Source organism: Billgrantia ethanolica (genome assembly GCF_021404305.1).
In the GTDB taxonomy this organism is placed as follows: Bacteria; Pseudomonadota; Gammaproteobacteria; order Pseudomonadales; family Halomonadaceae; genus Halomonas; species Halomonas ethanolica.
In genome coordinates this window covers 425,083-451,459 of record NZ_JABFTX010000002.1, presented here as the reverse complement: position 1 = coordinate 451,459, position 26,377 = coordinate 425,083, and the positions used below count along the sequence as shown (strand labels likewise).

The 26,377-nt window shown below is 66.1% G+C and carries 25 protein-coding genes; 11 read left to right on the top strand and 14 right to left on the bottom strand.

Annotated elements, in window-relative coordinates:
* The first annotated feature begins 1 nt into the window (after window position 1).
* Window positions 2-913, top strand: coding sequence for an amidohydrolase family protein (locus HOP53_RS10915; RefSeq protein WP_234270063.1), 912 nt, complete (start codon window positions 2-4; stop codon window positions 911-913).
* Between the two features lie 73 nt (window positions 914-986).
* Here the strand turns inward: HOP53_RS10915 and HOP53_RS10910 are convergent, their stop codons facing one another.
* Together HOP53_RS10910 and glcC are read right to left on the bottom strand one after the other, a co-directional pair.
* Window positions 987-1,640, bottom strand: coding sequence for a GntR family transcriptional regulator (locus tag HOP53_RS10910; RefSeq protein WP_234270062.1), 654 nt, complete (start codon window positions 1,638-1,640; stop codon window positions 987-989).
* Window positions 1,641-1,738: 98 nt separating this feature from the next.
* A complete protein-coding gene (glcC, locus tag HOP53_RS10905; protein WP_234270061.1) occupies window positions 1,739-2,515 on the bottom strand; it encodes a transcriptional regulator GlcC in 777 nt (258 codons plus the stop codon).
* 207 nt (window positions 2,516-2,722) lie between these two features.
* Between glcC and glcD the strand changes: the two genes are divergently transcribed.
* The 4 genes from glcD (at window position 2,723) to HOP53_RS10885 (ending at window position 7,171) form a co-directional block, all read left to right on the top strand.
* Entirely contained in the window at window positions 2,723-4,228 is a 1,506-nt protein-coding gene (gene glcD, locus HOP53_RS10900; RefSeq protein WP_234270060.1) for a glycolate oxidase subunit GlcD, read from the top strand.
* Between the two features lie 2 nt (window positions 4,229-4,230).
* The gene (gene glcE / locus HOP53_RS10895) at window positions 4,231-5,322 is read left to right on the top strand and encodes a glycolate oxidase subunit GlcE (RefSeq protein ID WP_234270059.1); all 1,092 of its coding nucleotides are present in this window, start codon (window positions 4,231-4,233) and stop codon (window positions 5,320-5,322) included.
* Between the two features lie 19 nt (window positions 5,323-5,341).
* Window positions 5,342-6,604, top strand: coding sequence for a glycolate oxidase subunit GlcF (gene glcF / locus HOP53_RS10890; protein WP_234270058.1), 1,263 nt, complete (start codon window positions 5,342-5,344; stop codon window positions 6,602-6,604).
* Between the two features lie 165 nt (window positions 6,605-6,769).
* Window positions 6,770-7,171 (top strand): GlcG/HbpS family heme-binding protein, encoded by a 402-nt coding sequence (locus tag HOP53_RS10885; RefSeq protein ID WP_234270057.1) that lies wholly within the window; start codon window positions 6,770-6,772, stop codon window positions 7,169-7,171.
* Between the two features lie 86 nt (window positions 7,172-7,257).
* On the opposite strand, the gene HOP53_RS10880 is transcribed toward HOP53_RS10885, so the two are convergent.
* Entirely contained in the window at window positions 7,258-8,862 is a 1,605-nt protein-coding gene (locus tag HOP53_RS10880; protein ID WP_234270056.1) for a BCCT family transporter, read from the bottom strand.
* A 308-nt stretch (window positions 8,863-9,170) separates the two neighbouring features.
* On the opposite strand from HOP53_RS10880, the gene HOP53_RS10875 reads away from it, so the two are divergent.
* Entirely contained in the window at window positions 9,171-9,422 is a 252-nt protein-coding gene (locus HOP53_RS10875) for a hypothetical protein (RefSeq protein ID WP_234270055.1), read from the top strand.
* A 107-nt stretch (window positions 9,423-9,529) separates the two neighbouring features.
* Here HOP53_RS10875 and HOP53_RS10870 read toward each other — a convergent pair whose 3' ends face one another.
* Complete coding sequence (locus tag HOP53_RS10870; RefSeq protein WP_234270054.1) at window positions 9,530-9,955, bottom strand: hypothetical protein; 426 nt, start codon at window positions 9,953-9,955, stop codon at window positions 9,530-9,532.
* 193 nt (window positions 9,956-10,148) lie between these two features.
* Between HOP53_RS10870 and HOP53_RS10865 the strand changes: the two genes are divergently transcribed.
* The 3 genes from HOP53_RS10865 (at window position 10,149) to HOP53_RS10855 (ending at window position 12,975) form a co-directional block, all read left to right on the top strand.
* Window positions 10,149-11,048 carry a DMT family transporter gene (locus HOP53_RS10865; RefSeq protein ID WP_234270428.1) on the top strand — a complete coding sequence of 300 codons (900 nt, stop codon included), beginning with the start codon at window positions 10,149-10,151 and terminating at the stop codon, window positions 11,046-11,048.
* A complete protein-coding gene (locus tag HOP53_RS10860) occupies window positions 11,045-11,614 on the top strand; it encodes a gamma-glutamylcyclotransferase (protein ID WP_234270053.1) in 570 nt (189 codons plus the stop codon). The genes HOP53_RS10865 and HOP53_RS10860 overlap by 4 nt, the downstream gene beginning before the upstream one ends.
* Before the next feature lie 83 nt (window positions 11,615-11,697).
* The gene (locus HOP53_RS10855) at window positions 11,698-12,975 is read left to right on the top strand and encodes a GGDEF domain-containing protein (protein ID WP_234270052.1); all 1,278 of its coding nucleotides are present in this window, start codon (window positions 11,698-11,700) and stop codon (window positions 12,973-12,975) included.
* Window positions 12,976-12,977: 2 nt separating this feature from the next.
* On the opposite strand, the gene HOP53_RS10850 is transcribed toward HOP53_RS10855, so the two are convergent.
* From HOP53_RS10850 to HOP53_RS10830, 5 genes are all read right to left on the bottom strand, one after another.
* Window positions 12,978-13,745 carry a glutaredoxin gene (locus HOP53_RS10850; RefSeq protein ID WP_234270051.1) on the bottom strand — a complete coding sequence of 256 codons (768 nt, stop codon included), beginning with the start codon at window positions 13,743-13,745 and terminating at the stop codon, window positions 12,978-12,980.
* A gap of 49 nt (window positions 13,746-13,794) precedes the next feature.
* Window positions 13,795-14,637 carry a carbohydrate ABC transporter permease gene (locus HOP53_RS10845; RefSeq protein WP_086511768.1) on the bottom strand — a complete coding sequence of 281 codons (843 nt, stop codon included), beginning with the start codon at window positions 14,635-14,637 and terminating at the stop codon, window positions 13,795-13,797.
* Window positions 14,634-15,494 carry a carbohydrate ABC transporter permease gene (locus HOP53_RS10840; protein WP_234270427.1) on the bottom strand — a complete coding sequence of 287 codons (861 nt, stop codon included), beginning with the start codon at window positions 15,492-15,494 and terminating at the stop codon, window positions 14,634-14,636. The genes HOP53_RS10845 and HOP53_RS10840 overlap by 4 nt, the downstream gene beginning before the upstream one ends.
* A 280-nt stretch (window positions 15,495-15,774) precedes the next feature.
* Window positions 15,775-17,109, bottom strand: coding sequence for an ABC transporter substrate-binding protein (locus HOP53_RS10835; RefSeq protein ID WP_234270050.1), 1,335 nt, complete (start codon window positions 17,107-17,109; stop codon window positions 15,775-15,777).
* Complete coding sequence (locus HOP53_RS10830; RefSeq protein ID WP_276574620.1) at window positions 17,106-18,302, bottom strand: ABC transporter ATP-binding protein; 1,197 nt, start codon at window positions 18,300-18,302, stop codon at window positions 17,106-17,108. The genes HOP53_RS10835 and HOP53_RS10830 overlap by 4 nt, the downstream gene beginning before the upstream one ends.
* A 278-nt stretch (window positions 18,303-18,580) precedes the next feature.
* On the opposite strand from HOP53_RS10830, the gene HOP53_RS10825 reads away from it, so the two are divergent.
* Complete coding sequence (locus tag HOP53_RS10825; protein ID WP_234270049.1) at window positions 18,581-20,152, top strand: bifunctional GNAT family N-acetyltransferase/carbon-nitrogen hydrolase family protein; 1,572 nt, start codon at window positions 18,581-18,583, stop codon at window positions 20,150-20,152.
* Window positions 20,153-20,156: 4 nt separating this feature from the next.
* Window positions 20,157-20,972: a M90 family metallopeptidase gene (locus HOP53_RS10820; RefSeq protein ID WP_234270048.1), complete on the top strand. Its 816-nt coding sequence runs from the start codon at window positions 20,157-20,159 to the stop codon at window positions 20,970-20,972.
* Here the strand turns inward: HOP53_RS10820 and HOP53_RS10815 are convergent.
* The 5 genes from HOP53_RS10815 to HOP53_RS10795 all read right to left on the bottom strand — a co-directional run bounded on the left by HOP53_RS10815 (window position 20,969) and on the right by HOP53_RS10795 (window position 26,356).
* Window positions 20,969-21,856: an NAD(P)-dependent oxidoreductase gene (locus HOP53_RS10815; protein ID WP_234270047.1), complete on the bottom strand. Its 888-nt coding sequence runs from the start codon at window positions 21,854-21,856 to the stop codon at window positions 20,969-20,971. The genes HOP53_RS10820 and HOP53_RS10815 overlap by 4 nt on opposite strands.
* 31 nt (window positions 21,857-21,887) lie before the next feature.
* Window positions 21,888-23,348, bottom strand: a complete 1,461-nt coding sequence (locus tag HOP53_RS10810; protein WP_234270046.1) for an aldehyde dehydrogenase family protein — start codon at window positions 23,346-23,348, stop codon at window positions 21,888-21,890.
* A gap of 40 nt (window positions 23,349-23,388) precedes the next feature.
* Window positions 23,389-24,663, bottom strand: coding sequence for a TRAP transporter large permease (locus HOP53_RS10805; protein WP_234270045.1), 1,275 nt, complete (start codon window positions 24,661-24,663; stop codon window positions 23,389-23,391).
* Entirely contained in the window at window positions 24,660-25,241 is a 582-nt protein-coding gene (locus tag HOP53_RS10800; protein WP_234270044.1) for a TRAP transporter small permease, read from the bottom strand. The genes HOP53_RS10805 and HOP53_RS10800 overlap by 4 nt, the downstream gene beginning before the upstream one ends.
* A gap of 116 nt (window positions 25,242-25,357) precedes the next feature.
* Entirely contained in the window at window positions 25,358-26,356 is a 999-nt protein-coding gene (locus HOP53_RS10795; protein WP_234270043.1) for a TRAP transporter substrate-binding protein, read from the bottom strand.
* Window positions 26,357-26,377 lie beyond the last annotated feature (21 nt).

Genomic DNA, 26,377 nt, shown 5'->3' with positions numbered 1-26,377 from the left:
CATGAACGACTTTCCGATCATCGATGCCCATCAGCACTTCTGGGATCTCGAGCGCAACTATCTGCCCTGGCTGTGCGACAAGACGCCTATTCCCTTTCGCTACGGCGACTACAGCGCCATTCGCCGCAACTACATGCCCGCGGATTATCGCCAGGATACTCGGGGCTTCAACGTGGTCGGCAGCGTGTTCGTGGAAACGGAGTGGGACCCGCGCACGCCGGTAGCGGAAACCCGCTGGGTGCATGAGCTGGCCGAACGTGAAGGGCTACCGACGGTAATGGTCGCCCAGGCCCGGCTCGACCGGCCCAATGTGGCAGAGGTACTGGCCGCCCACTGCGACCATCCGCGCGTGCGCGGCATTCGCCACAAGCCCGCCGCCGCAAGCTCGCCCGACAAGGTGTTCCCCGGCGCCCCCGGCTCGATGGGCGACCCGGCCTGGAGGCGGGGTTTCGCCCAGCTTGCGGCCCATGACCTCTCCTTCGACCTGCAGACGCCCTGGTGGCACTTCGAGGAGGCCGCCGAGCTGGCGGCGTCTTATCCCGAAACCCAGATCGTCATCAACCACACCGGCCTGCCGGCGGACCGCAGCGAAGCCGGGCTCGCCGGCTGGCGCCGGGCGATGGAGCGAGTGGCCGCCCAGCCCAACGTGGCGGTGAAGATCTCCGGCATCGGCGTGCCGGGACAGCCCTGGAGCGTCGAGGCCAATCGCCGCGTCGTGCTCGACACCATCGAGGTCTTCGGCGTCGAGCGCTGCATGTTCGCCAGCAACTTCCCCGTCGACAGCCTGGTGGCGAGCTTCGAGACGATCTTCTCGGGCTTCCTGCACATCACCGAAGGCTTCACGCCCCAGGAGCGTCGCCGGCTGTTTCACGACAACGCGGTGCGTTTCTATCGCATGTCGCTGGGGCAATGAGCACCAAACGCAGATGCCACCCTTGGGGGTGGCATCTGCGTACTGCGTGGAACGGATGTGGGGCCATCTGGCGCTACTCGGCCATCTCCTCCAGCGCCGAGACCTCGACCTTGTTGCGCAGGTGGCAGCTCAGGATGCTGCCCAGTTCCTTGCCGTCACGCTTTCTCAGCGCCTCGATCATCGCTTCGTGCTCGCTCACGGCCTGAGACCAGTAGTCGCTGCTGAGCTCGGCAGTGAACCGCACCCGGCGCACGCGATGGTTGAGGTTCTTGTAGACGTCGATGAGCACGTCGTTCTGCGAGGCGACCACGATGGCTTCGTGAATCTGCTGATTGGTCAGCAGGTACTCCTGCATGTTGCCGCTCTTGTAGTGCGCCAGCATCTGATAGTGCAGCGCCTCGATGTTGGCCAGCTCCGGGTCGGAGATCCGCGCTCCGGCCAGCTCGCCCGCCAGGGCCTCGAGGCTCTGCATCACTTCGAAGGTGTTCTTCAACGTGGTGCGGGTCAGCTTGGCGACCCGCGCGCCCCGATTGGGCAGCAGCTCGACGAAGCCTTCGTGAGCCAGCACCTTGAGTGCCTCGCGCAAAGGGGTACGGGAGACGCCGAACTGTTCGCACAGCTGTTTTTCGGGAACCCGACTGCCGGGGGCCAATACGCCCTGCGCAATCAGATCGCGAACCCTTTCCGCCACTTCACCGTGAAGCGTACTTTGCCTGATCTTGTCCATTGGCTTCACTTCTAAAACGAATAAATCTAATTATGCATTCAAAAAAAAGGAGCGTCAATTTCGTTGCGGTGCTTGCGGCGCGCCACTCAGCCCTCTTGTCACCCCCACTCATCGAGACGCATGGCCGAGCGCTCCAGGCGCTGATCCTCGGCCTCGATCTCGCGCAGCTGCGACTCGATGCCGTGGAGATGATCGAGCGCCGCTCTCCGGGCTGCCTGAGGCTTGCCCTCCATCACGGCCCGATAGAGCCGCGCATGCTGACGATTGATCATGGTCCGCGGCCTCTCACGATGATAGAGGTTCTTTACCGAGGCGAACACGGAGCTGAGCAGCAGATCGGTAAGCGACTGCAGCGTATGCACCAGCACCGGGTTGTGCGAGGCCTGACAGATTGCCAGGTGAAAGGCGTGGTCGAGGAGGGCCAACCGCTCCACGTCTATCGCCTGGCCCGCCTCGACGTATTCCGCCATCGCCTCGTAGCGGCGCTGGATCAGCACCCGGTCGGCCGGCGTGGCCCGCTCGGCCGCCAGCCGGGCCGACTCCCCTTCCAGCAGCGAGCGCACCTCCAGCAGATCGTAAAGGGTCCGCGGATGGTCGCGGAAGAGATGCATCAGCGGGCTGTCGTCGCGACCTGCCACCAGCTCGGCCACCTCCGAGCCCCGCCCCTGGCGAGTGACGATGATGCCCTTGCTGCGCAGCACGCGCAGCCCTTCGCGAAGCGAGGTGCGCGACACGCCGAGGCGTTCGCACAGGCGTCGCTCCGAAGGCAGCAGTTGCCCGGGGCGGAACACGCCGTCGAGAATCATCCGCTCCAGGCGTTCCGCCACCGCATCGGGCGTCAGCGTCGCTGAGACGCGCTCATGTTCCTGCTGCATTGGTTCTCCCAGGGTCCACAGGCATGCTTGCTAACCTGGCGCTTAAGCGCCGTAGCTGCCATGCTGTATCATGAAAATAATTTCCAATATAGCGCCGAACAACTGGTCATACCAGTAGACCGCAGGCTGGACAGAGGGCGCACCAGAGCGCACATTGGGGGCCTTGGCGTACGAACCCCCTGCCGCATGACTCGCAGAGAGGCACTCATGAACATCCTCTATGACGAACGGCTCGACGGCCCGGCCCCCGAGATGGACAGGGCCGGCATCCGCGACGCGCTGCTGAAGGCCATCCCGGGCATGACCCTGCTGCACCGCGAGGAGGACATGCGTCCCTTCGAGTGCGACGGCCTCTCCGTCTACCGCACCCTGCCGCTGCTGGTGGCGCTGCCCGACTCCCTCGATCAGGTCCAGCGCCTGCTGGTGGAATGCCATCGCCTCGGCGTACCGGTGGTCACCCGCGGCGCCGGCACGGGGCTCTCCGCCGGCGCGCTGCCGCTCACCCACGGCGTGCTGCTGGTGATGTCGCGCTTCTCGCGCATTCTCGAGATCGACCCCGAGGCGCGCATTGCCCGGGTCGAACCCGGCGTGCGCAACCTGGCCATCTCCGAGGCGGCCTCGCCCTACGGCCTCTACTACGCCCCGGACCCCTCATCGCAGATCGCCTGCTCCATCGGCGGCAACGTGGCCGAGAACGCCGGCGGCGTGCACTGCCTCAAGTACGGCCTCACCGTACACAACGTGATCAAGGTCGAGGTGCTCACCATCGAGGGCGAGCGCATGACCCTGGGCAGCGATGCGCTGGACGCCCCCGGCTTCGACCTGCTGGCGCTGTTCAACGGCTCCGAGGGCATGCTCGGCGTGGTCACCGAGATCACCGTCAAGCTGCTGCCCAAGCCCGAGGTGGCCAAGGTGCTGATGGCCAGCTTCGACGACGTGGAGAAGGCCGGCAATTCGGTCGGCGCCATTATCGCCGCCGGAATCATCCCCGGCGGCCTGGAGATGATGGACAAGCTGGCCATCATCGCCGCCGAGGACTTCATCGGCGCCGGCTACCCGGTGGACGCCGAGGCGATCCTGCTGTGCGAACTCGATGGCGTCGAGGCCGACGTCGACGACGACTGCGAAACCGTGCGCCAGGTGCTGGAGAAGGCCGGCGCCACCGGCATCCGCCAGGCCCGCGACGACGCCGAGCGGGCCAAGTTCTGGGCCGGGCGCAAGAACGCCTTTCCCGCAGTGGGCCGCATGTCGCCGGACTACTACTGCATGGACGGCACCATCCCGCGGCGCGAGCTGGCGCGGGTGCTCAAGGGCATCAGCGACCTCTCCGAGCGCTACGGCCTGAAAGTGGCCAACGTCTTCCACGCCGGCGACGGCAACATGCATCCGCTGATCCTGTTCGACGCCAACCGCGAGGGCGAGCTGGCCGTGGCCGAGGCGCTGGGCGGCGAGATCCTCGAACTGTGCGTCGAGGTGGGCGGCACCATCACCGGCGAACACGGCGTCGGTCGCGAGAAGATCAACCAAATGTGCGCCCAGTTCCGCCCCGACGAACTGGCCACCTTCCGCGCCGCCAAGGCCGCCTTCGACCCGCACGACCTGCTCAACCCGGGCAAGAACATTCCCACCCCGGCACGCTGTTCGGAGTTCCGCACCATCAAGAGCGCGGCGGCCGACACCACCCCCGGCGTTCAGCAGGGCGGACAGGAGTGACCATGACCAACGCCACGACTCACAAGGATCACGACGCCAGCGCGGCCCTGGCCGAACGCATTCGCCAGGCCAATGCTGAGGGTACGCCGCTGCGGATCGTCGGCGGCGACACCCGCTACTTCTACGGTCGCGAGGTTCAGGGCAGCGAACTCTTCACCCACGAGCATCGCGGCATCAGCTTCTACGATCCGGTGGAACTGGTAGTCTCGGTGCGCGCCGGCACCCCGCTGGCCGAGCTCGAGGCGGCCCTGGCCGAGCAGGGCCAGATGCTGCCCTTCGAACCGCCCCGCTACGGCATCGCCAGCACCGTGGGCGGCATGGTCGCCACCGGCCTCTCCGGTCCGCGCCGCCCCTGGGCCGGCAGCGTGCGCGACTTCGTGCTCGGTGCGCGGGTGATCAACCACGCAGGCATCGAACAGCGCTTCGGCGGCGAGGTGATGAAGAACGTCGCCGGCTACGACATGTCGCGGCTGATGGTGGGTGCCCAGGGCGGCCTGGGGCTGATCACCGAGGTCTCGTTCAAGGTGCTGCCGATTCCCGGCGCCACCCAAAGCCTGCACCTGGAGCTCTCTCTCGACGAGGCCCGCCTGCGCCTGGCCGAGTGGGGTCGCGAACCGCTGCCGATCAGCGCCGCCGCCTGGCTCGACGGCGCCCTGCACCTGCGCCTGGAGGGCGGGCCGAGTTCGGTGGCCGCCACTCGCGCACGCATCGGCGGCGACGATCTCGACAACGGCTTCTGGACCGCCCTGCGCGACCAGCGCCTGTCCTTCTTCAGCGAAGGTCGGGCGCCTCTGTGGCGACTCTCGCTGCCCCACCGCACGCCGGCGCTGGAACTGCCCGGCGTCGACGAGCGGCTGATGCTTCACGACTGGGCCGGCGCCCAGCGCTGGCTGCGCGCCGAGCTCGATGCCGACACCCTGCGCCGCGCCTGCCAGGCCGCCGGCGGCCACGCCACCTGCTATGGCCCGCGCCCGGCCGACGTGGAGCCCTTCACGCCGCTGCCCGAGGTGCTGATGAAATACCACCGCAACCTCAAGGCTCAGCTCGACCCCAAGGGCATCTTCAATCCCGGCCGGCTCTACGCGGCGCTCTGAGACGCACAGGATTTTCGACATGCAGACGCATTTCACCGAGGAAGCCCTCAAGCAGCCGCACATCCAGGAGGCCGACCGCGTCCTGCGCAGCTGCGTGCACTGCGGCTTCTGCAACGCCACCTGCCCCACCTACCAGTTGCTGGGCGACGAGCGCGACGGGCCGCGCGGGCGCATCTACCTGATGAAGCAGATGCTGGAAAACCCGGACGACAGCGAAAACGTCACCGAGCAGACCCGCCTGCACCTGGACCGCTGCCTGACCTGTCGCAACTGCGAGACCACCTGCCCCTCGGGCGTGGAGTACCACAAGCTGCTCGACATCGGCCGCGCCGAGATCGAGCGTCGGGTGCCGCGCAGCACCGCCGAGCGCGCCCAGCGCTACGCCCTGCGCAAGGCCCTGGTGGAGCCCAAGCGCTTCCAGGCGCTGCTCAAGCTGGGCCAGACCTTCAAGCCGCTGGTGCCTGGCAAGCTCAAGGACAAGCTACCGCCCAAGCCGGTGGATGCCGGCACGCGCCCCGACCACAAGCGCCACGCACGGCAGATGCTGATCCTCGAAGGCTGCGTGCAGCCGGGGCTCTCGCCCAACACCAATGCCGCCACGGCGCGGGTGCTCGACCGTCTGGGAATCGGCCTCACGCCGGTGGCCGAAGCGGGCTGCTGCGGCGCCGTCGACTTCCACCTCAACGCCCAGGACGACGGCCGCGCCCGCGCGCGGGCCAACATCGACGCCTGGTGGCCGCATATCGAGAAAGAGGGCGAGGCAGGGGTGGAAGCAATAGTGCAGACCGCCAGCGGCTGCGGCGCCTTCGTCAAGGAGTACCGCGACATCCTCAAGGATGATCCCGCCTACGCCGACAAAGCCAAGCGTGTGAGCGAACTGGCCAAGGATCTGGTCGAGGTGTTGCGTGACGAGGAGCTGACGAGCCTCGAGGTCAGCGCAGGCCGCCGGCTGGCGTTCCACTGCCCCTGCACCCTGCAGCACGCCCAGAAGCTCGGCGGCGCGGTGGAGGGCGTGCTGGTCAAGCTCGGCTTCACCCTCACTCCGGTCCAGGATGCCCACCTCTGCTGCGGCTCGGCGGGCACCTACTCGATCACCCAGCCGGAGCTGGCAACCCAGCTGCGCGACAACAAGCTCAACGCCCTTGAGGCCGGCAGCCCGGAAACCATCGTGACCGCCAACATCGGCTGCCAGACGCACCTCAACGGCGCAGGGCGCACGCCGGTCAGGCATTGGATCGAGATCGTCGATGAATCGTTGCCTCCCTCGGCGGGCAGCGCTTAGAGAGTATCCAGCAACGCAACAGATGAGCGCCGGGGACAAGCCAAAGCGAGGGTCTTTTGCCAGGGATGGCAAAAGTAGCGCCCAGGGACGGGTTCACAGCGCCCTCGCGTGGCTTTGTCGCCGGGAAGCTCATCACCGACAACATTGCGACTCAAGGAGAACCCCATGAAGACCAAACCCGTACTCACCCTGTCCGACGTCAACGCCATCCTCGATGCCGCTCAGAAAGAAGCGGAAGCCAACGACTGGAAGGTAACCATTGCCGTGGCCGACGACGGCGGCCACCTGCTCGGCCTGCGCCGCCTCGACGGCGCCCCGGCCATGACCCCCGACATCGCCACCCAGAAGGCCCGCAGCTCAGCGCTAGGCGCCCGCGAAACCCAGGCCTTCGAGGACATGATCAACGGCGGCCGTAACGCCTTCCTCTCCGCGCCGATGCAGGGCCTGCTCGCCGGCGGCGTGCCGGTGATGGTCGAGGGCCAGATGGCCGGCACCGTGGGCGTTTCCGGCGTCAAGCCCGACCAGGACGTACAGGTCGCCAAGGCCGGCATCGCCGCCGTCGCCTGAGGCGAAGCCGAACGGGCCGGCCGCGGCACCCCTGGATCGACAGGGAGCCGCGGCCGGCCTTTTTCATGGGCAACCGTAGCGCTCGATCACGCCTTGCCGGGACGCCGGGGGCGCAGCTCCCCGTTCAGCGCCTTGATGATGGTGTAACACATCAGCAGCATCACGATGGAGAACGGAATCGCCGTGGCCGTCACCCCCGCCTGCAGCGCGGCAAGACCGCCGCCGAGCAGGAGTACGATGGCGACCAGGCCCTCCACCACGGCCCAGAACATCCGCTGCGGCCGCGGCGCATCGATCTTGCCGCCGGCGGTGATGGTGTCGATCACCAGCGAACCGGAATCCGACGAGGTGACGAAGAAGATCAAGGCCAGCACGATGCCGACGGTCGACATCAGCGCGGTCAGCGGCAGCTCGTTGAGCATGCCGAACAGCGACAGCTCAGGGCGGTAGCTGTCGATCACGTACTCCTTGACCAGGCTGGTCTCCGGTGCGGCATAGAGCTGATCGAGAGCGACGCTGCCGAACACCCCCATCCAGATGAAGATGAACAGGCTGGGGATCAGCAGCACGCAGATCACGAACTCGCGTACCGTGCGCCCTCGCGACACCCGGGCGATGAACATGCCCACGAACGGCGCCCAGCTCACCCACCAGGCCCAGTAGAAGATCGTCCAGTCCTGACGGTAGGCATCGTCCTCGCGGCCGAAGGGAGCCGACAGCGGCACGAACTCCGTCACGTAGGTCGCAAGGCCCGTCCAGAAACCGCTCAGCGCCACCAGCGTCGGGCCAGCCAGCAGCACGAAGAAGAAAAACAGCACCGCCATGGCCATGTTGAACTCGGAGAGCTTCTTCACCCCGCCCTCCAGCCCCCGCCACACCGACACCAGGGCCACCGCCGTGACCAGCAGGATGATGATCACCTGGGCCGTGGCGCTGACCTCGAGGCCGAAGACGAAGTTCATCCCCGCATTGGCCTGCTGCGCGCCCAGACCCAGCGAGGTGGCCAGCCCGAACAGCGTGGAGAACACCGCCAGGATGTCGATCACGTGCCCCCACCAGCCCCACACCCGCTCGCCCAGGATCGGAAAGAAGGCCGAACGGATGGAGAACGGCAAGCCCTTGTTGTAGGTGAAGATGGCCAGTGCCAGCGCCATCACCACGTAGACCGCCCAGCCGTGAATGCCCCAATGCAGGTAGGTGCCGGCCAGACCCAGGGCTGTCGCCTCACCGATGGCCGTGGGGTCTAGCTCGCCGTCGGCGCCGAACGGCGAAGGGATGCCCAGCGGCAGGGAGACGTTGGCGTGATAGACCGGCTCCAGCACGCCGAAGAACAGCAGGCCGATGCCGATGCCGGCGGAAAACAGCATCGCGAACCAGGAGAGATAGCCGTAATCCGGACGGGCATCGGGACCGCCCAGGCGCACCGAGCCGTAGGGCAGCAGGACGAGGGCGATACAGAACAGGATGAAGAAATCCACCACCAGCATGAAGTACCAGTCAAGGGTGCCGGTGGCGAAGCCGACGATGGCCTGGAAGATGGCGCCCGCTCTTTCCGGGAACAGCAGGGTGAGAATGATGAAGACGACGGAGGCGAGCGCCGAGACGGCGAATACCCGGTTGTGGATGTCGAAGCCGATAGGTCCCAGCCGCCCCTCGATATTGTCCTGACCCACGGTGTAATCCGTGTGCATGTCGCTGATCGATGCTGGATCGCCTGGACTACCCATAACGATATTCTTCCCTTTTATCCACAATGAATAATAATTAATTATACACCCTATGAGTTAACCCCTCCTGTCGCTAGCTCCCGTCGATTGCGTCATAGCTACCATTTCATCGTTTCGGTAGGAAGCGCAGCGGCCATCTATACTGACAGCGCCAGACCGGAACACGGTGCGTCACCGGCTTGAGTGGCGCCCGGACGGTAGCGGGATATCGACAAATTGCAGGGCCGGCCAAGTGGCAACGACGGGGCTGCGCCCGACGGGAGGAACCCACAATGATCAAGAAGCTCTTTGCCGCAATGGTGCTGATGGCCTTCATGGCGCCCGCCTGGGCCGGCCAGTGCCCCATGCTCATGTCAGAGATCGACGAGGCGCTGGCGGATGACGCCAAGGTTGCCCAGCTCAGCGAGGACGAACTCGCACGGGTGCGCGAGCTGCGTGAACAGGGCGAGCAGTACCACAACGATGGCGACCACGCCCAGTCCGAAGAGGCGCTGAACGAGGCCAAGGAGATTCTCGGTATCTGAGCTGCGAGCTAGCACTAGGTACTAGCCAGTATAAATGCAGCAGATAGCAGCGAGCCCCACCTCGGTGGGGCTCGCTGCGTTCAAGTTCGCACATGCGTGGGTGTCGCTCACTCGCCGGGCCCGGGGCAGCGCATCAGGGTTATCTCGAGGTCCTCGCGGTCGAGGTAGGTCAGCGTCAGCACGTCATCTTCCGCCTCGTCTCCCGCTTCGAGCGACATGCGAATCCGTTCGTCCGTGGCCATGTCATCGGCCGGGCAATCGAGCTGGGCCTCCCAGAGGTTGTCTCCCTCTTCCGTGACCTCCATGTCACACGTGGCCTCGCCGCCCTCAATACGTGACGGGCCAAGTGTAATGGCTTGATCCTCCTCGTCTCGCGCACACAGGGCTGGCTCGGTCGCCCAGCGGCCCGCATAGGCGACGGCGTCCTCGAGGGCGGGGTCGTCGCCGTGCGATTCGGCCTGCACGTGGCCGGCGAAGACGATCAGCCCCAGTGCGGTACACAGTGCCATCCATCCGTAGTGTCGATGCTCCATGGTTCACCTCGACGTTAGCGTTGTGTGTGTTGGCATAACTCGCCCTTATTAGGGTAGACCAAGCCCAGCGAACGCCAGCCCGACGCCCGGCAACCGGTTAGCTTCCTCATGATTTGCACCCAGGCACCAGACCGATATCATGTGGCTTTCGCGAGCCCCGGCACAGCGGGGCCACACCATGTCGAGAGGCACCATGCCGCTGCTCTATTTCCTGCCCCCGCTGGGTGCCGTGCTGATCTGGTCGGGCAACATGACCATCAATCAGCTCACCGTAGGCGCCATCGCCCCCAGCAGCATCGCCTTCCTGCGCTGGGTGCTGGCGCTGCTGGTGCTCACGCCCTTCCTGCTGCCGGCCGCCTGGCATCATCGCCAAACCATCCGCCGCGAATGGGCCAAGCTCGCCACTCTGGGCCTGCTCGGCATGGGGCTGTGGCAGGGGCTCGCCTACGTGGCCGCCGAGACCACCTCGGCCACCAACATGGGCATCCTGGCCGCCATGGTGCCGCTGCTGACGGTGTTGCTCAGTGCACTGATCCTGCGCGAAGCACCCAGCCTCGGCGGCACCGTCGGCGGGCTCGTCGCCCTGTTCGGCGTGCTGGTGCTGCTCGGTCGCGGCGACCCGCTCTCGCTGCTGGAACTGGAAGTGGCGCTCGGCGACCTGCTGATGGTGGTGGCGGCGACCTGCTACGCGCTCTACGGGGTGATGCTCAAGCGCTGGCCGCTGGACCTGCCGCCCTGGGTGCTGCTCTACGCCCAGGTGGTGTTCGCCGTGCTGTTCCTGCTGCCGCCCTACCTGATGGGGCCGATGACCCCGGTGGAGAGCCATAACGTCTGGCTGATCCTGTATGCCGGCATACCCGCCTCCATCGTCACCACCTATCTGTGGATGCGCGCCATCCGCCAGATCGGCGCCAGTCAGGCCAGCATCTTCATCAACCTCATGCCGCTGTTCAGCGCGCTGATCGCCATGGCCTACCTCGGCGAACGCATTGCCCTGTTCCATCTGGTCGGTGGCGTGCTGGTGCTGGCCGGGGTACTCATGGCCCAGACGCTGACCCAACCGCTCATACGCAGAACCACACGCAACATATGACCGTCGATACCACGTCACTCAATCGACAAAGAAACTTCTTCGCGACCGACCAGACCCTGTGGCTGTTCGGCTATGGCTCGCTGATCTGGAAGGCGGAGTTCCCCTTCCACGAGCGCCGCCCCGCCCATATCCAAGGCTGGGCGCGACGCTTCTGGCAGGGCTCCCACGATCATCGCGGCACGCCGGGGGCGCCGGGGCGCGTGGCAACGCTGATCGAATCTCCCGGCGCGCTCTGCCAAGGCATGGCCTATCGTATTGACGCCGAGGTGCTTGGCCCGCTCGACGTGCGCGAGAAGAACGGTTACCTGCGCGAGCGGGTGACGCTGCATTTCGCCGAGGGCGACCATGCCGAGGGGCTGATCTATCTGGCCACGGCGGACAATGCCGCCTTTCTCGGCGCCGCCCCGCTCGACGAAATGGCCCACCAGATCGCCGTCGCTCACGGCCCCAGCGGCGCCAACCGCGACTACCTTCTGCATCTGGCCGATGCTCTGGCAGAACTCGGCGCCGAGGACCGGCACGTCTTCGGGCTGGCAGCGCGGGTAAGAGGCATAACAGAGGCATAAAAAAGTTAAGTTAGGTAATGAGCGGCCGATATCCCTTCCAGAGCACCATGATCGAGAACGGTGCCAGCGATGGGGGACCGGCCGTGAAAGACACCTTATTGAGCGCCGTAGAGGCCGACCTGCTCAGGCCCTGGTATCGCCTGCGCTTCAGCCCTGCGGTAGAGGCCCGCTTCGAGGCCGACACCTCCGCCCGGCGTAGCCATCTCTTGGTGATCGCCGGCCTATTGGCGCTGGTCATCTACAATCTGTACATCTTCAATGACTATGTGATCAGGCCCGAATCCCTGCTGACCGCGGCCTGGCTGCGTTTCGGCCTGATGACGCCCTTGGGCCTGGCGGCCCTCTACGCCATCTACCGCGGACTCTCGCCGATCCTGCGCGAGGCGACCATGGCGGCCACCATCGTCATCGCCATGCTGCTCTCCAACGTGAACTTCTACCTCTCGGATTCCCCCTACTCGTTTCTCGATACCTTCTCGTTCGGCTTGATCCTGCTGGTGGGCAATATCGTCTTCTCGTTGCGCTTCGGCTTCGCCCTGCTCTCCTCGCTGCTCTGCGCCATCATCATGACGAGCTTCGTGATTCCTTATGGGCACACCGACAATGCCGTGAAGATCAACACGTTGGTTGTCTTTACCTCGAGTGCCGTCTTCACGCTGCTGGCCAACTACCGACTGGAGTTCAGCGAGCGCCAGGCCTATCTGCTGCTGCTGCGTGAACGACTCGGCAACGAAGCCACGCTGCAGGACAACCAGACCCTGGCCAGGATCTCGACCACCGACCCCTTGACCGGGGTGGCCAATCGTCGCCATTTTGACGAGGTGTTGGCGCAGCGCTGGAACGAGGCCATCGCCGAGCGAACGAGGCTCGGCATGCTGGTTCTCGATATCGACTGCTTCAAGAACTACAACGACCGCTACGGTCATCTCGAGGGCGACGTCTGCCTGCGCCAGGTTGCGCAGGAGATACAGCACCATGTGCGCCACGAGCTCGACCTGGTGGTGCGCTATGGCGGCGAGGAGTTCGTCGTGCTGATGCCCAACGCCTCAGCCTCTTCGGCGTTCCAGGCCGCCGAGCGTATTCGCCAGGGCATCGAAGCCCTGGCCATACCCAACGCAGGCGTACCCCACTCAGCGGTGGTCACGATCAGCATCGGTGTTGCCGTGGCCCGCCCCACCTCAGCCATGCCGCCCTCGACGCTGCTGTCGCTAGCCGACGAAGCGCTCTATCAGGCCAAGCGCGAAGGGCGTAACCGCTGCGTACTGGCGCAGCTACAGGAAGGTGGCCCCTCGACACAGGCGCAGCGGAACATGCCTCATGCCGAGCCACTGCCGGCACGCGATGCCGAGACGAAACGCTGAGGCTATAGGAGGTACATGCGCAGCGGCATCCATAGCCCCATGGCGATCATGATCAAATTCTCGGTGAGCGACACGAAGCCCAGCGGCACCTTGCTGTCGCCACCCACGCAGGCGCACTTGAGTTCTCGCTTGTCGATGTAGACCGCCTTGAACACCGAGACGGCGCCCACCGTGCCGATGAACAGCGCCACGGGAGCGGCCAGCCATACCAGCGCCCCGGCCAGCATCAGAATGCCTGCCAGCGTCTCGGCATAGGGATAGACGTAGCCATAGCGCACCTGGCGCTGAGCCAGCAGGTCGTAATTGAGAAACATGGTGCTGAAGCTCTCCACGTCCTTGAGCTTCTGCAGCCCCAGCAGGGTCATGGCAATGGCCACGAAGTACTCCGGCATTCTCGCGCTCACCAGCGAGCCGGTTGCGGTCCAGCTCACGGCGAAGCCCATCAGCAGCGCCGTGGCGAACAGCGCGATCACCGGCTGGTAGGTGGTCTCATCCTCGCCCGGCGAATCCAGCCCGAAATGCTCGCGCAGCTCGTCGTAGCCGCCGATACGCTGGCCATCGATGAAGGCCTGGGGCGTAGTATCGACGCCCTGCTCTTCCTTGAACGCCTCCGTCTCCTCCCGCGTGGACAAATGGTGATCCTCCACCTCGAAGCCCTTGCGCTCCAGCAGGTCCTTGCTCTTGAGGCCGAAGGGGCACAGGTGCTCCTTCATGACCATGCGGTATAGCTTGGCCTGCTTGCCCTGCCCCACTGGCTGTCCTTGAGCCATGACATCTCTCCTTGGGTGCATTCACCCCCAAGGGTAGTCAATGAGAACGTCAGCGAATCCCCGCCCTGAGGAACGACTGCACGAACTGGCGCTGGAACAGCAGGAAGGCGACCAGCAGCGGCGCGATGCTGAGCAGCGTGGCGGCGCTGACGGTGGCCCAGTTGACGCCGGTTTCCGGCGCCGAGAAGATGCCGAGCCCCACGGTGAGCGGGCGGCTCTCCACCGAGTTGGTGACCACCAGCGGCCACAGGAAGTTGTTCCAGTGGTGGCTGATCGAGACCAGGCCGTAGGCCAGGTAGGTGGGCTTGGCCAGGGGCACATAGACCTTGAGCAGGATCGCCATCCAACCGCAGCCCTCCACCCGGGCGGCCTCCTCCAGCTCGCGGGGGATGGTCTTGAAGGTCTGGCGCAGCAGGAAGATGCCGAAGGCGCTGGCCACGTAAGGCAGGCCGATGCCGGTGATGGTGTCGACCAGCCCCAGCCCACTGGCGATACGGTAGTTCTCCACGATCAGCACCTCGGGGAACACGAACAGCTGGATCAGCACCAGCATGAACAGCACGTCGCGCCCGGGAATGGGAAAGCGGGCGAAGGCGAAGGCTGCCAGGGTGCAGACCACGAACTGCGCCAGCACCACCCCGGTGACCAGCAGGAAGGTGTTGAGGTAATAGCGGGCAAACGGCGCCTGGGCCCAGGCGTTGGCGAAGTTGTCCAGCGTGATCGGAGCGAACAGATCGAAGCGCACCATGTAGGCCGGCGGATGGAAGGCGGCCCAGATGGCGTAGAGCAGCGGAAAGATCCAGATGATGGCCAGCAGCCAGGCGGCCGTGGTCTCGAGACTCGGCACGCGCAGGGCGAAGCGGCTGGCGGCGGGGCTGATGGCTCGGTTCATTGATAGTGCGTCCTGCGGTCGATCACGGTGAACTTGAGCGTGGCCACCACCGCCAGCACCAGCAGGATCACCACGGTGATGGTGGCGGCATAGGTGCGGTCGAAGAACGAGAAGGCATTCTCGTAGACGTAGTAGAGCAGCAGGTTGGTGGCGTTGTTGGGCCCGCCCTTGGTCAGGATGAACAGGTGATCGACCACCCGCACGGCGTTGATCAGGGCATTGATCAGCACGAACAGCGTGGTCGGCATCAAGAGTGGGAAGGTCACCCGCCAGAAGAAGCTCCAGCGGCTGGTGCCCTCCAGATCCGAGGCCTCCTTCAGCTCCGGCGGGATGCTCTGCAGCGCCGCCAGGTAGAAGATCATGAAGAAACCGGCCTCCTTCCATACCGTCATCACGATCACCGAGGTCAGCGCCACGCTGGGGTCGCCCAGCCAGTTGACCCCGGAGAGCCCCAGCGCGCCAAGCAACTTGTTGAACAGGCCGATCTGCGGCGCATAGAAGAACATCCAGATGTTGGCCGCGGCGATCATCGGCAGGATGGTCGGGGTGAAATAGGCCATGCGCACGAAGCCGCGCCCCGGCAGGCGGGCGTTGACGAACAGCGCCATGCCCAGCGCCAGGGCGATGGAGGTGGGGATGGTGCCGAGGGCATAGATCAGGTTGTTGCGCGCCACCCGCCAGAAGGTGCGGTCCTCCACCAGCATGGCGTAGTTCTCCAGCCCGACGAACTCCGGCGGCGCGCCGCGAAAGCCGGGCAGGAAGAAGCTGTTGATCAACGTCGCCACGGTGGGCAGGTAGGCGAAGGTGCCGAGCAGCACCGCCGCCGGCAGCAGCAACAGCGCACCGTAGATCTGCATACGACGGTCGGCGTTTCGTATCACTCGGGTTGGCCTCCTGCGCCATGGCGGCACCGGCGGCAAAGCCTAGGAGGAGACGCTGTGCATCCTTCCCTGAACGCTACATTTGCCCTGCGGCGCTCTCGCATCCTTCTCCGCTTGCAGGGCCGGTGCTGGCCATCCATGGCCAGCCCGTTCGGAGCAATGCTCCTCACCCCCAGCAAATGACCTCCTCTTCGACCTTGCCCCCAGCGCCCTATCTGTGTCGGTTCGATTTTTCGACGTTATGCCCTTCGAAGCCTCAGCGAGAGCGCGCGTAGCGGCGCAACGCCGCGTCCGCCTCCGCCTGGGCCTGCTTGAGCGCCTCCTCCGGCGACATCTGGCCGGTCAATGCCGCCTGCACGGCGTTGTCCAGCGCCCGGCGCACCCGTCCGCCCTGGTAGGTGGCCAGCTCCGCGGTGGCGTGCTCGAGCTGGTCGCGGGCCACCGCCGCCGGCGCGAACTCCTCGACGTAGTTGCGCAGCGCCTCGGTCTCGTAGGAGGCCGGACTCACGCCCATGTAGCCGGTCTCGATCGACCAGGCCGCGGCGCGCTCGGGGTCGGTCATCCAGCGAATGAAGGTCATCGCCGCGCGCTGCTCCTCCTCGGTGCTGTCCTTGAACAGGTAGAAGTTGCCGCCTCCGGTGGGGCTGCCACGCTGGGTGTTCATGGGCAACATCGCCACGCCGAAGTCGAAGCCGGCCTCGTTACGCACCGCGGTGAGGTTGCCGGTGGTGTGCCACATCATGGCCGTGGCCTGCTCGATGAAGTTCTGACGCAGCGTGCCCCACTCGATGGTGCCGTCGGGCATGGCCTGATGCTCCTGGGAGAGGGAGACCCAGTACTCCAGCGCCTCGATGGCGGCGGGGTCGTCGAAGTAGACCTCGGTGCCCTCTTCGTTCATCAGCCGGTGACCGTTCTGGAAGGCGAAGGCCTGGAACATCCAGTAGGGATAGCCGGTGGACGGCACCATCACGCCCCACTGCTGGCCGTTGCTGGCCTCGCGCACCGCGGCGGCCATCTCCGCCATCTCCTCCCAGTTCTCGGGCGGCGTCTCGGGGTCGAGCCCGGCGGCCTCGAAGGCGTCCTTGTTCCAGTAGAGCACGATGGTGGAGCGCTGGAAGGGAATGCCATAGGTCTCACCGTCGATCTGGCCGTTCTCCATCAGACCGGGGTAGAAGCCGTCGAGCCATTCGCGCTCCTCGTCGGTTTCGATCACCGAGTCGAAGGAGACGATGGCGTCCTGCTCCAGCAGGTCGAACAGGTCGATGGAGAACAGTACCGAGAGCTGCGGCGCATTGCCTGCCTCGATGGCCGACATTGCCCGTACTCGGGTGTCGTCGTAGTTGCCGGCGTAGATGGCATTCACCGAAATATCCGGATGCTCGTTCTCGAACTCGGCCACCAGACCGTCGATCACGTCGGTCAGGGCACCGCCCACGGCCACCGGGTAGTACATGGTCAGCTCGGTCTGGGCCTGGGCGCTCAGCGAACCGGCGGCCAACAGCCCGGCCACCGCCGCGGCACCCAGCCTGCCGCCCTTGACGAGACTGCCACCTGCTGAACAGCCACCTGATAGAGAGAAGCGTGCGTTCATCGTTTCACTCCTGAAGAGTCGTTCCCTGCGGGATGGGACGAGGCTCGCGCCTCGCGTTCTTGGGTCGAAGCGCCGGCAAGGCCCGGCTCGAAGCGATGGCGGCCAGGCGGTGCGGCCAGGTCGTGCCCCGCTATCGCCAGCCGCTGTCCATCGCCTGCATCGAAGAAGTGCGCCGATTCACGGCGCCACTGCAGCCGACAGGGCGAGCCGGCAGCGAGCGACGGCCTGCCCTCGAGACGGGCGCGCAGTTGCTGGTCACCCACCTTGAGCCGTACGATGCTGTCGGCGCCGAGGTATTCGGCATCGATCACCTCGGCGGGCACGCCGGGAGCGTCGGGCGGCAGCAGGCGGATATCCTCCGGGCGAACGCCCAGCCAGTGCCCCTTGGCCTCGTGGGGCGCCACGCTGCAGCGAGGCTCGCCGTCGATCACGGCGCCGTCCGCCGCCACCGCGAGCGTGACCAGGTTCATCGCCGGGCTGCCGATGAAGCCGGCGGCGAAGGCGCTGGCCGGGCGCTCGTAGAGCTCGCTCGGGGTGGCGTCCTGCACGATCCGGCCGCCCTGCATCAGGATCACCCGGTCGCCCATGCTCATCGCCTCGACCTGGTCGTGGGTGACGTAGATAACCGTCATTCCGAGCCGCTGCTGCAGCGCCTTGATCTCGCGACGCATCTCGCCGCGCAGGCGGGCGTCGAGGTTGGACAGCGGCTCGTCCATCAGGCAGATGGGGTGTTCGGAGATGATTGCCCGGGCCAGCGCGACCCGCTGACGCTGGCCGCCGGAGAGCTGGGCCGGCTTGCGCTCGAGATAGGCTTCGAGATCGACCAGTTGGGCCACCCGCGCCAGCCGCTCGCGGCGCTCGGCCTTGGGCACCTTGCGGCTACGCAGGCCGAAGACGATGTTGTCGGCCACGCTCAGGTGGGGAAACAGCGCGTAGGACTGGAACACCATGCTGATGCCGCGGTCGCCCGGCGGCAGATGGGTGACGTCGCGCCCCCCGATCTCGATGCGACCGGCAGTGGCCTGTTCGAGCCCGGCGATCATGCGCAGCGTGGTCGACTTGCCGCAGCCCGAGGGGCCGAGCAGGATGACGAACTCCCCCGGCGCCACGTCGAAGCCGATGGCGTCGACGGCAGCGGTATCGCCCCAGCGCTTGCTCACGGCCTCGAGCCGGATGCGCTGGTGATCTCGCATGGGGACGTGCGAGCCGGATGGCTGGCGCTGCGGGCTCTGATCCTGCCCCTGATTATTGTTGTCTGGGTTCATACTGCTTCCGCGTTGCCCGTGAAGGCGTGGCATGGCTGTCATCGACTCTCCCGAAACTCAGCGTAGCCGCTAATTCGACGAAGTGCGGCCATGCTGACGACTTTCGATGACAGCGCCATGACACGATGACGACTCGGCCATGTTACGGAGGCAGCGAGCCCGGCATGCTAGACTGCTGGCTTTCCCCTGATCAGGAACCGAGCGCAATGTCCCTTGAAGACCTGCACCTCAATCTCCGCAACCTGACGCAGGACGATTACCCTCAGCTCAAGCAGCTGATGGATGCCGTCTACGACGACATCGGCGGCGCCTGGCCGCAGCACTCCATCGACCGGCTGATCCAGGAGTTCCCCGACGGCCAGATCGCCATCGAGGACGACGAACGGCTGGTGGGCGTGGCGCTCACCGTGCGGGTCGACTACGACGAGTTCTCCAACCCGCACAAGTACGACGACCTGGTGGGCAACCGCGAGATCATCTTGAACGACCCCGAAGGCGACGCCATGTACGGGCTCGACGTGCTGATCCACCCCGACTATCGCGGCTACCGCCTGGGCCGGCGCCTCTACGAGGCACGCAAGGAGCTGTGCCGCTCGCTCAACCTGCGCGCGATCCTGGCCGGTGGTCGCATCCCCCAGTATCACGAGCACGCTGGCGAGCTTTCGCCCACCGCGTACATCGAGCGGGTAGCGCGCAAGGAGATCTACGACCCGATTCTCTCCTTCCAGTTGGCCAACGACTTCCAGGTCAAACGGTTGCTGCGCAAGTACCTGCCCGAGGACGAAAAGTCCCAGGGCTACGCCACTCTGCTCGAGTGGAACAACATTCTCTACGAGCCCGCCGAGCGGGTGCTGGAGAACCGCCCCACTCAGGTACGCGTGGGCGCCGTGCAGTGGCAGATGCGCGAGTGCGCATCAATGGAGTCAGTGCTGCAGCAGGTGGAGTATTTCGTCGATGCCATCTCCAGCTACCAGAGCGATTTCGCCGTCTTCCCGGAGCTGTTCAATGCGCCGCTGATGGGCCTGCAGGATCGCGCCACCCAGCAGGACCAGCTCGCCGCCATCCGCTACCTGGCCGGCTTCACGGAGCAGTTCAAGACCGAAATCTCGCGCATGGCGGTCTCCTACAACATCAACATCGTCGCCGGCTCGATGATCGAGGTGGGCGAGGACGACCGGCTCTACAACGTCAGCTACCTGTGCCATCGCGACGGCGACGTCGAGAAGCAATCCAAGCTGCACATCACGCCCCAGGAGCGCCGCGAGTGGGTGATCGAGGGCGGCGACGAGCTGCGCGTGTTCGAGACCGATGCCGGTCGTGTCGGCATCCTGATCTGCTATGACGTGGAGTTCCCCGAACTCGGCCGGCTGCTGGCCGATCAGGACATGGACATCCTGTTCGTGCCGTTCTGGACCGACACCAAGAACGGCTACCTGCGGGTGCGCCACTGCGCCCAGGCGCGGGCCATCGAGAACGAGTGCTACGTGGTGCTGTGCGGCAGCGTGGGCAACGTGCCGTCGATCCGCAACCTCGACATCCAGTACGCCCAGTCGTCGGTGTTCACGCCCTCGGACTTCGCCTTTCCCCACGACGCGGTGCTCTCCGAGACCACGCCCAATACCGAGATGGTGATCTTCTCCGACCTCGACCTCACCCGGCTCACCGTGGTGCGCGCCGAGGGCTCGGTGACCAATCTCAAGGACCGGCGCAAGGATCTGTTCGACCTGCGCTGGCGCGACTGGTCGTGGAAGTCCGGCTCACGCCAGGAAGAGAGCTGACGCCATGTTTCGCCGCCTGCGCCGCTGGCGGGCCGAGCGCTTCGAGGCCCGCCATCCGTTTCCCCAGGCAGCCTGGGCCGAGGCCCGCTCGCGCCTGCCGCTGTTGACCTTTCTCGGCGACGAGGAGGCCGAGCGCCTGGGTCGGCGCGCCTGGTACTTCCTGCATGCCAAGCGCACCAGCATGCATCCCGATCTGACCGCCCACACCACTTTCGACGAGCCCGCCCAGTTGGCCCTGGCGGCCCAGGCCTGCCTGCTGACGCTGGGCTGGTCGGACGACGACCACGACGAGGCGTTCAGCGGCTTCCACGAGCTCCTGATCCTGCCGGAAGCCTTTCACCGTCAGGTGGAAGAGATGGACGAGTTCGGCGTGATGCACGCCTACGAGGACGAGCGCGCCGGCGAGACCTCGGCCCAGGGGCCGGTGGTGCTGGCCTTCCCCGACCTGATGGAGAGCGGCGACTTCAGCGGCTTCAACGTGGTGATCCACGAGCTCGCCCACAAGCTCGACATGGGCAATGCGCTCGACGTCGACGGCTTCCCGCCGCTGCCCCGGGACATCGACCCCAAGGAGTGGCACCGCGTCTTCACCGCGGTGTGGGACGACCTGCAGGCGCACCTGGAGCGCGGCGAAGAGCCGCCCATCGACGACTACGCCGCCACCCATCCCGGCGAGTGCTTCGCCGTTTGCTGCGAGGCCTTCTTCTCAGCCCCGGACGTGCTCAGCGGCGCCTACCCTGAGCTCTATGACCTGCTCACCCGCTACTTCCGTCAGGACCCGTTGAAGCGTCTCCCACCGCTCGAGCTCGAAGAAGACTAGTCTCTGCCCCGCTCCAGCAACCCGACCAGCTCCGGCACCGACTTGTCCGCATGGCCGGCGTCGCTGGCCTGGCGATAGAGCGCCAGCACCGCTTCGGCCACCCCGCCCTCGGCGGTGAGGTCCTCGGTCATGGTGCGGTAGTAGCCGATATCCTTGAGCGCGTTGGCCACGCTGAAGCGAAATCCCGAAGGGTCGCCGGCTTCGATGTAGGGGCGCAGTCGCTCCAGCACCACGCCACCACCGCCGCCCTTGCCGAGCACGTCGAGCAGCGCCGCATCGTCGATGCCGGCCCGGCGCGACGCCGCTGCGGCTTCGGCCAGCACCGCGGTGAAGCCCAGCGAGACGAAGTTGTGCAGCAGCTTCAGAGTATGCCCCGCCCCCACCGGCCCGGCGTGGGCGATGTTCTCGGCGAAGCATTCGAGCAGCGGGCGCACCTCGGCGAACAGCGCCTCGGGCGCGCCGACGATCAGGTTCAGCCGCCCCTCCTCGGCTTCCTTGGGCGTGCGGGTCATGGCGGCGTCCATGAAACGCCCGCCCGCCGCTTCCACCCGGGCGGCAACTCGCTCGGTGGAGCTCGGCAACGCCGTGGAGCAGTCGATCACCAGCGTGCCGGGGGCCAGCCCCTCGAGCACCCCGCCCGGTTCGAACAGCACCGCTTCCACCTGGGGCGAGCCGGTGACGCACAGGATCACCACTTCGGCGGCCTCGGCCACCTCGCGTCCGCTACCCTTGGCCACCCCACCGGCGCCGAGCAGGTCTTCCACCGGTTGGTTGCCCGGATGATCCAGAAAGCAGAGCGCATGACCGCCGCGCAGAATGTTGGCGGCAATGCCGTGCCCCATCAGGCCGACCCCGATCAGGCCGACCCTGCGTGATGCCTTCATGTCTCTCTCCTCTCGCTGTGAATCGTTCGTCTCAACCATGCCGGATCGCCACGGTCTTCAACCGCGTATAACTGCGCAGCCCCTCGAAGCCTTTCTCGCGGCCGTGCCCGGAGCGCCCCACGCCACCGAACGGCAGCTCGATGCCACCCCCGGCGCCGTAGTTGTTGATGAACACCTGACCGCTGCGGATGCCCTTGGCCAGACGCAGCTGACGGCCGCCATCGCGGGTCCACACACCGGCACAGAGGCCGAAGTCGGTGGCGTTGGCCAGGCGCAGCGCCTCGGCCTCGTCGCGGAAGATCTGTACCGCCAGCACCGGGCCGAACAACTCCTCGCGCAGCACGGCATGGCCAGCGGGGATGTCGGTGAGCAGGTGGGGCACCACGAAATAGCCGCCCTCGGGGGCTCCGGCGGCCAATGCCCCCTTCGCCGCCACGCGCACACCGTCGGCCTGGGCGGCTTCCAGGCGTGCCTCCAGGCCGGCCTTCTGGCGCGCATTGATCAAGGGGCCGCAGTCGGCGTTGGCTTCGCCCGCATCGCAGCGCAGCGCCGAGAAGCGCTCGACCAGCTCGCCCAGCACCTCCTCGGCGCAGCTCGCCTCCACCAGCAGGCGACTGCCGGCCGAGCAGGTCTGGCCGGCGTTCTGGATGATGGCGCGCACCACGGCATCCAGCGCGACTTCCATGTCGGCGTCGGCGAAGACGATCTGCGGCGACTTGCCGCCCAGCTCCAGGGTCACCGGCACATGGTGCGCCGCGGCGGCCTGGGCCACCTGAGTGCCGGTCTCGGGCGAACCGGTGAAGGAGAGGTGATCGATGGCCGGGTGCGCAGCCAGCGCCGCGCCCGCTTCGCGCCCCAGCCCCGGCACCACGTTGAGCACGCCGGCCGGCAGGCCCGCCTCGCAGGCCAGCTCGGCCAGGCGCAGCACGCTCAGGCAGGCGTCTTCGGCGGGCTTGAGCACCACGCTGTTGCCGGTAGCCAGCGCCGCCGCCACGCAGCGCCCGAAGATCTGCGCCGGATAGTTCCAGGGGATGATCTGCGCGCACACCCCATAGGGCTCGCGCAGGGTGAGCACGGTGAAGCCTTCATCGAAGGGCAGCGTCTCACCGTGCAGCTTGTCGGCACCGCCGCCGTAGAAGCGGAAGTAGCGCGCGCAGGCGCGAATGTCGGCCTCGGCCTGGGTCATCGGCTTGCCGGTGTCGGCGCACTCCAGTGCCGCCAGGTTGGCGTGGTCGGCGTCGATGGCGTCGGCGAACTGCAGCAGCCACTCGCCGCGGCGCTTCGCGCTCCAGCGTGCCCACTCGCCAAGGCTGCCGGCGAAGGCGCGGCGCGCGGCGTCGACGGCCACCATCACCTCCTCGGCCTGGCAGCGGGCGATCTGGGCGATGGTCTGACCGCTGGAGGGCGTCTGCACGTCGAGCAGCGCCTGGGTCGGCACCCATTCGCCGCCGATCAGGGCATCGCTGCGGGGGGTTACGGGTAGCGCCTTCATACATTCTCCTTGTGCATTTGTTGTTATTGCTCCCTTGCCGCTAGTACACCAGCCTCACCAGACCCAGCGAGATCCACGGCATGTAAGTGATTGCCACCAGGCAGGCCAGCACCACCAGCACGAAGCGCACCAGCCAGGGCAGCATCTGATCGATGGAGATCTTGGCTACCGCACAGGCGGCGAACAGGTTCACTCCCAGCGGCGGCGTGATCATGCCCAGCGCCAGGTTGACCACCATGATCAAGCCGAAGTGCACCGGATGGACGCCGAACTGGATGGCGATCGGCGTCAGTATCGGCGCCAGCACCAGGATGGCGGCCGAGGTCTCGATGAACATGCCGACGATCAGCAGCAGCACGTTGACCGCCAGCAGGAAGGCCATGGGGCTGTCGAACACGCCGGTCACCCAGCCGGCGATATGCCCCGGCAGGCCCGTCCGGCTGATCAGGAAGCTGAACAGCGACGCCGCGGCGATGATCAGCATCACCGCGGCGGTGGAGATCACGCTCTGACGCAGGATCGGCCACAGATCGGCCATCTTGAGTTCGCGGTAGTAGAGCCCGCCCACCAGCAGGGCGTAGAACACCGCCACCGCCGAAGCCTCGGTGGGGGTGAATACGCCGCCGTAGATCCCGCCGATCACCACCACCGGCATCAGCAGCGCCGCCCAGGCGCGCTTGAACGAGATCACGAAGCTGGTGCTGTCCTTGTGGTCCTCCAGACCGAAGCCACGCACCTTGCAGAACAAATAGAGGAACAGAATCAGTGCGGTGCCGATCAGCAGGCCAGGCCCCACTCCGGCCAGGAACAGCTGGCCGATGGAGGTATCGGTGCTGACACCGAACAGGATCAGCGGAATCGACGGCGGAATCAGCACCCCGAGCTCCGCCGACGAGGCTTGGATCGAAGCCGCCAGCGGCTTGGGGTAGCCATGGCGCACCATGGCCGGAATCAGGATGGCGCCGATTGCGAAGGTGGTCGCCACGCTGGAGCCGGACACCGCGGCGAACATCATGCAGGTCAGCACGCAGGTCATCGCCAGGCCGCCCTGCACCCCACCGACGATGGACTTGGCCAGGTCCACCAGACGCTGGGAGATACCGCCGGCGGCCATCAGATTGCCGGCGAGGATGAAAAACGGGATCGCCATCAGCGGGAACTTGTCGATGCCTATGAACATCTGCTGGGGTACCAGCAGCAGCGGCAGCCGGGTGAAGAACTCGATACCGATGATCGAGGCCAGCATGATCGACACGGCGATCGGCACGCCGAAGGCGAACAGGATGATCAGCGACAGACCGATGACCAGGTTCATGAGCGCGGCCCTCCGCGCTCGACGTCCTCGGCGGTCTCGGGCATGGTCTGGCGCAGGTCGTGCATCTCCACCTCGGCCTCACCCAGGTCGGGACCCACCGCCTCGCGGCCGGTCAACTGGGCCAGCAGCCGGGCAACGACAGAGACGATGGCGAAGCCGGCGCCGATGGGAATGGCGGCATAGGCGTAGGCCATGGAGATGTTCATCCCCGACATGGTCTGGTTGGCGACGCGCCGGGTCATGAGGATGCCGTAGTGGACCAGCACCGCCAGCACCAGCAGGCAGCACAGCACGATGGCGATTTCGAGCACCAGCAGCAGACGCTGTGGTACCACCTTGTAGATCGCCTCCACGGCCATCATGTAGCCGCCACGGAAGGTCGCGGCGGCGGCCATGAACACGCACCAGATCATCGCTGTGCGCGCCGCCACCTCGGTCCAGGTGGAGGGCGCATTGAAGACGAAGCGGGTCAGCACCTGATAGAAACTGAACGACACCGACACCACCAGCATGATGACGGCGACGACCATGGCCAGACGCGTCAGCTGACGTTCGAAACGAAGAAAGAGATCCACCATGGGCTCACGATTCCTGCCGACGCGCTCCCGGCATGCACCGGGAGCGCAGTTGGGTAACTCAGCGTAGACAAGTGCCCGCGCGCCGCAGTGACGTCATGCGGGCATTCACGCTCTTCTCAGCAGCTGGCCGCCTTCTCCTGGATCCTCTCCAGCATCTCGCTGCCGTGCTGGCGGGTGAAGATCTCGTAGGCCGGCTCGACCGCCTGCTGGAAGGGGCCGATGTCGATCTCGGTGTTGACCGTCATGCCGTTGTCGCGCAGCAGGGCCACGCCCTCCTCCTCGAGCCGCGACACCTCGCCGCGGGTCGCCTCGGCCGAGGCACGCGCGGCTTCGTGGAACCACTCGCGCTCCTCGTCGCTGAGCCCGTCGAGCAGCAGCGGCGAACCCAGCACGGCGGCGGGGGAATAGACGTGACCGGTGAGCGAGAGATGGTCCTGCACTTCCCAGAAGTTGGTGGCGACGATCACCGTGATGGGATTCTCCTGGCCATCCACCACACCCTGCTGCAGCGCCGTGAAGAGCTCCGGGAAAGCCATCGGGGTGGGCCGTGCGCCCAGCTGACGGAAGGCCTCCTGATGCACCTCGTTCTCCATGGTGCGCACCCGCAGCCCTTCGGCATCGCCAGGGCTGGTCACTTCGCGACGGCTGTTGGTGAGGTGGCGGAAGCCGTTCTCCGACCAGGCCAGGCCGACCAGGTCGTGCTGGCCCATCTTCTCCAGCAGCTCGTCGCCGAGCTCGCTGTCGAGCACGCAGCGGGCCTGGTCGTAGCTCTCGAACAGGAACGGCAGGTCGAGCACGTAGGTCTCCGGCACGAAGTTGCCGAGCGGGCCGGTGGAGGTGATGACCACGTCCACGGTGCCGATCTGCAGGCCTTCGATCATCTCGCGCTCGCCGCCCAGCGCGCCGGAGGCGTATTCGGTCACCGTGAAGGCGCCGTCGCTGAGTTCCTCCAGAGTCTCCTTGAAGGCCCGGGCACCCACCGCATAGTGGGAGGTGGAAGAGAGAGTGTGACCCAGGCTGACCTCCTGGGCGGCCTGGGCATTGGCGACCAGCGCGGCGGCGGTGATGCCGCCGATGGCGGCGGTGAGGGCGTGGCGTACGAACTGCGTTTTCATTGTTGTGACCTCTTCGTCGTA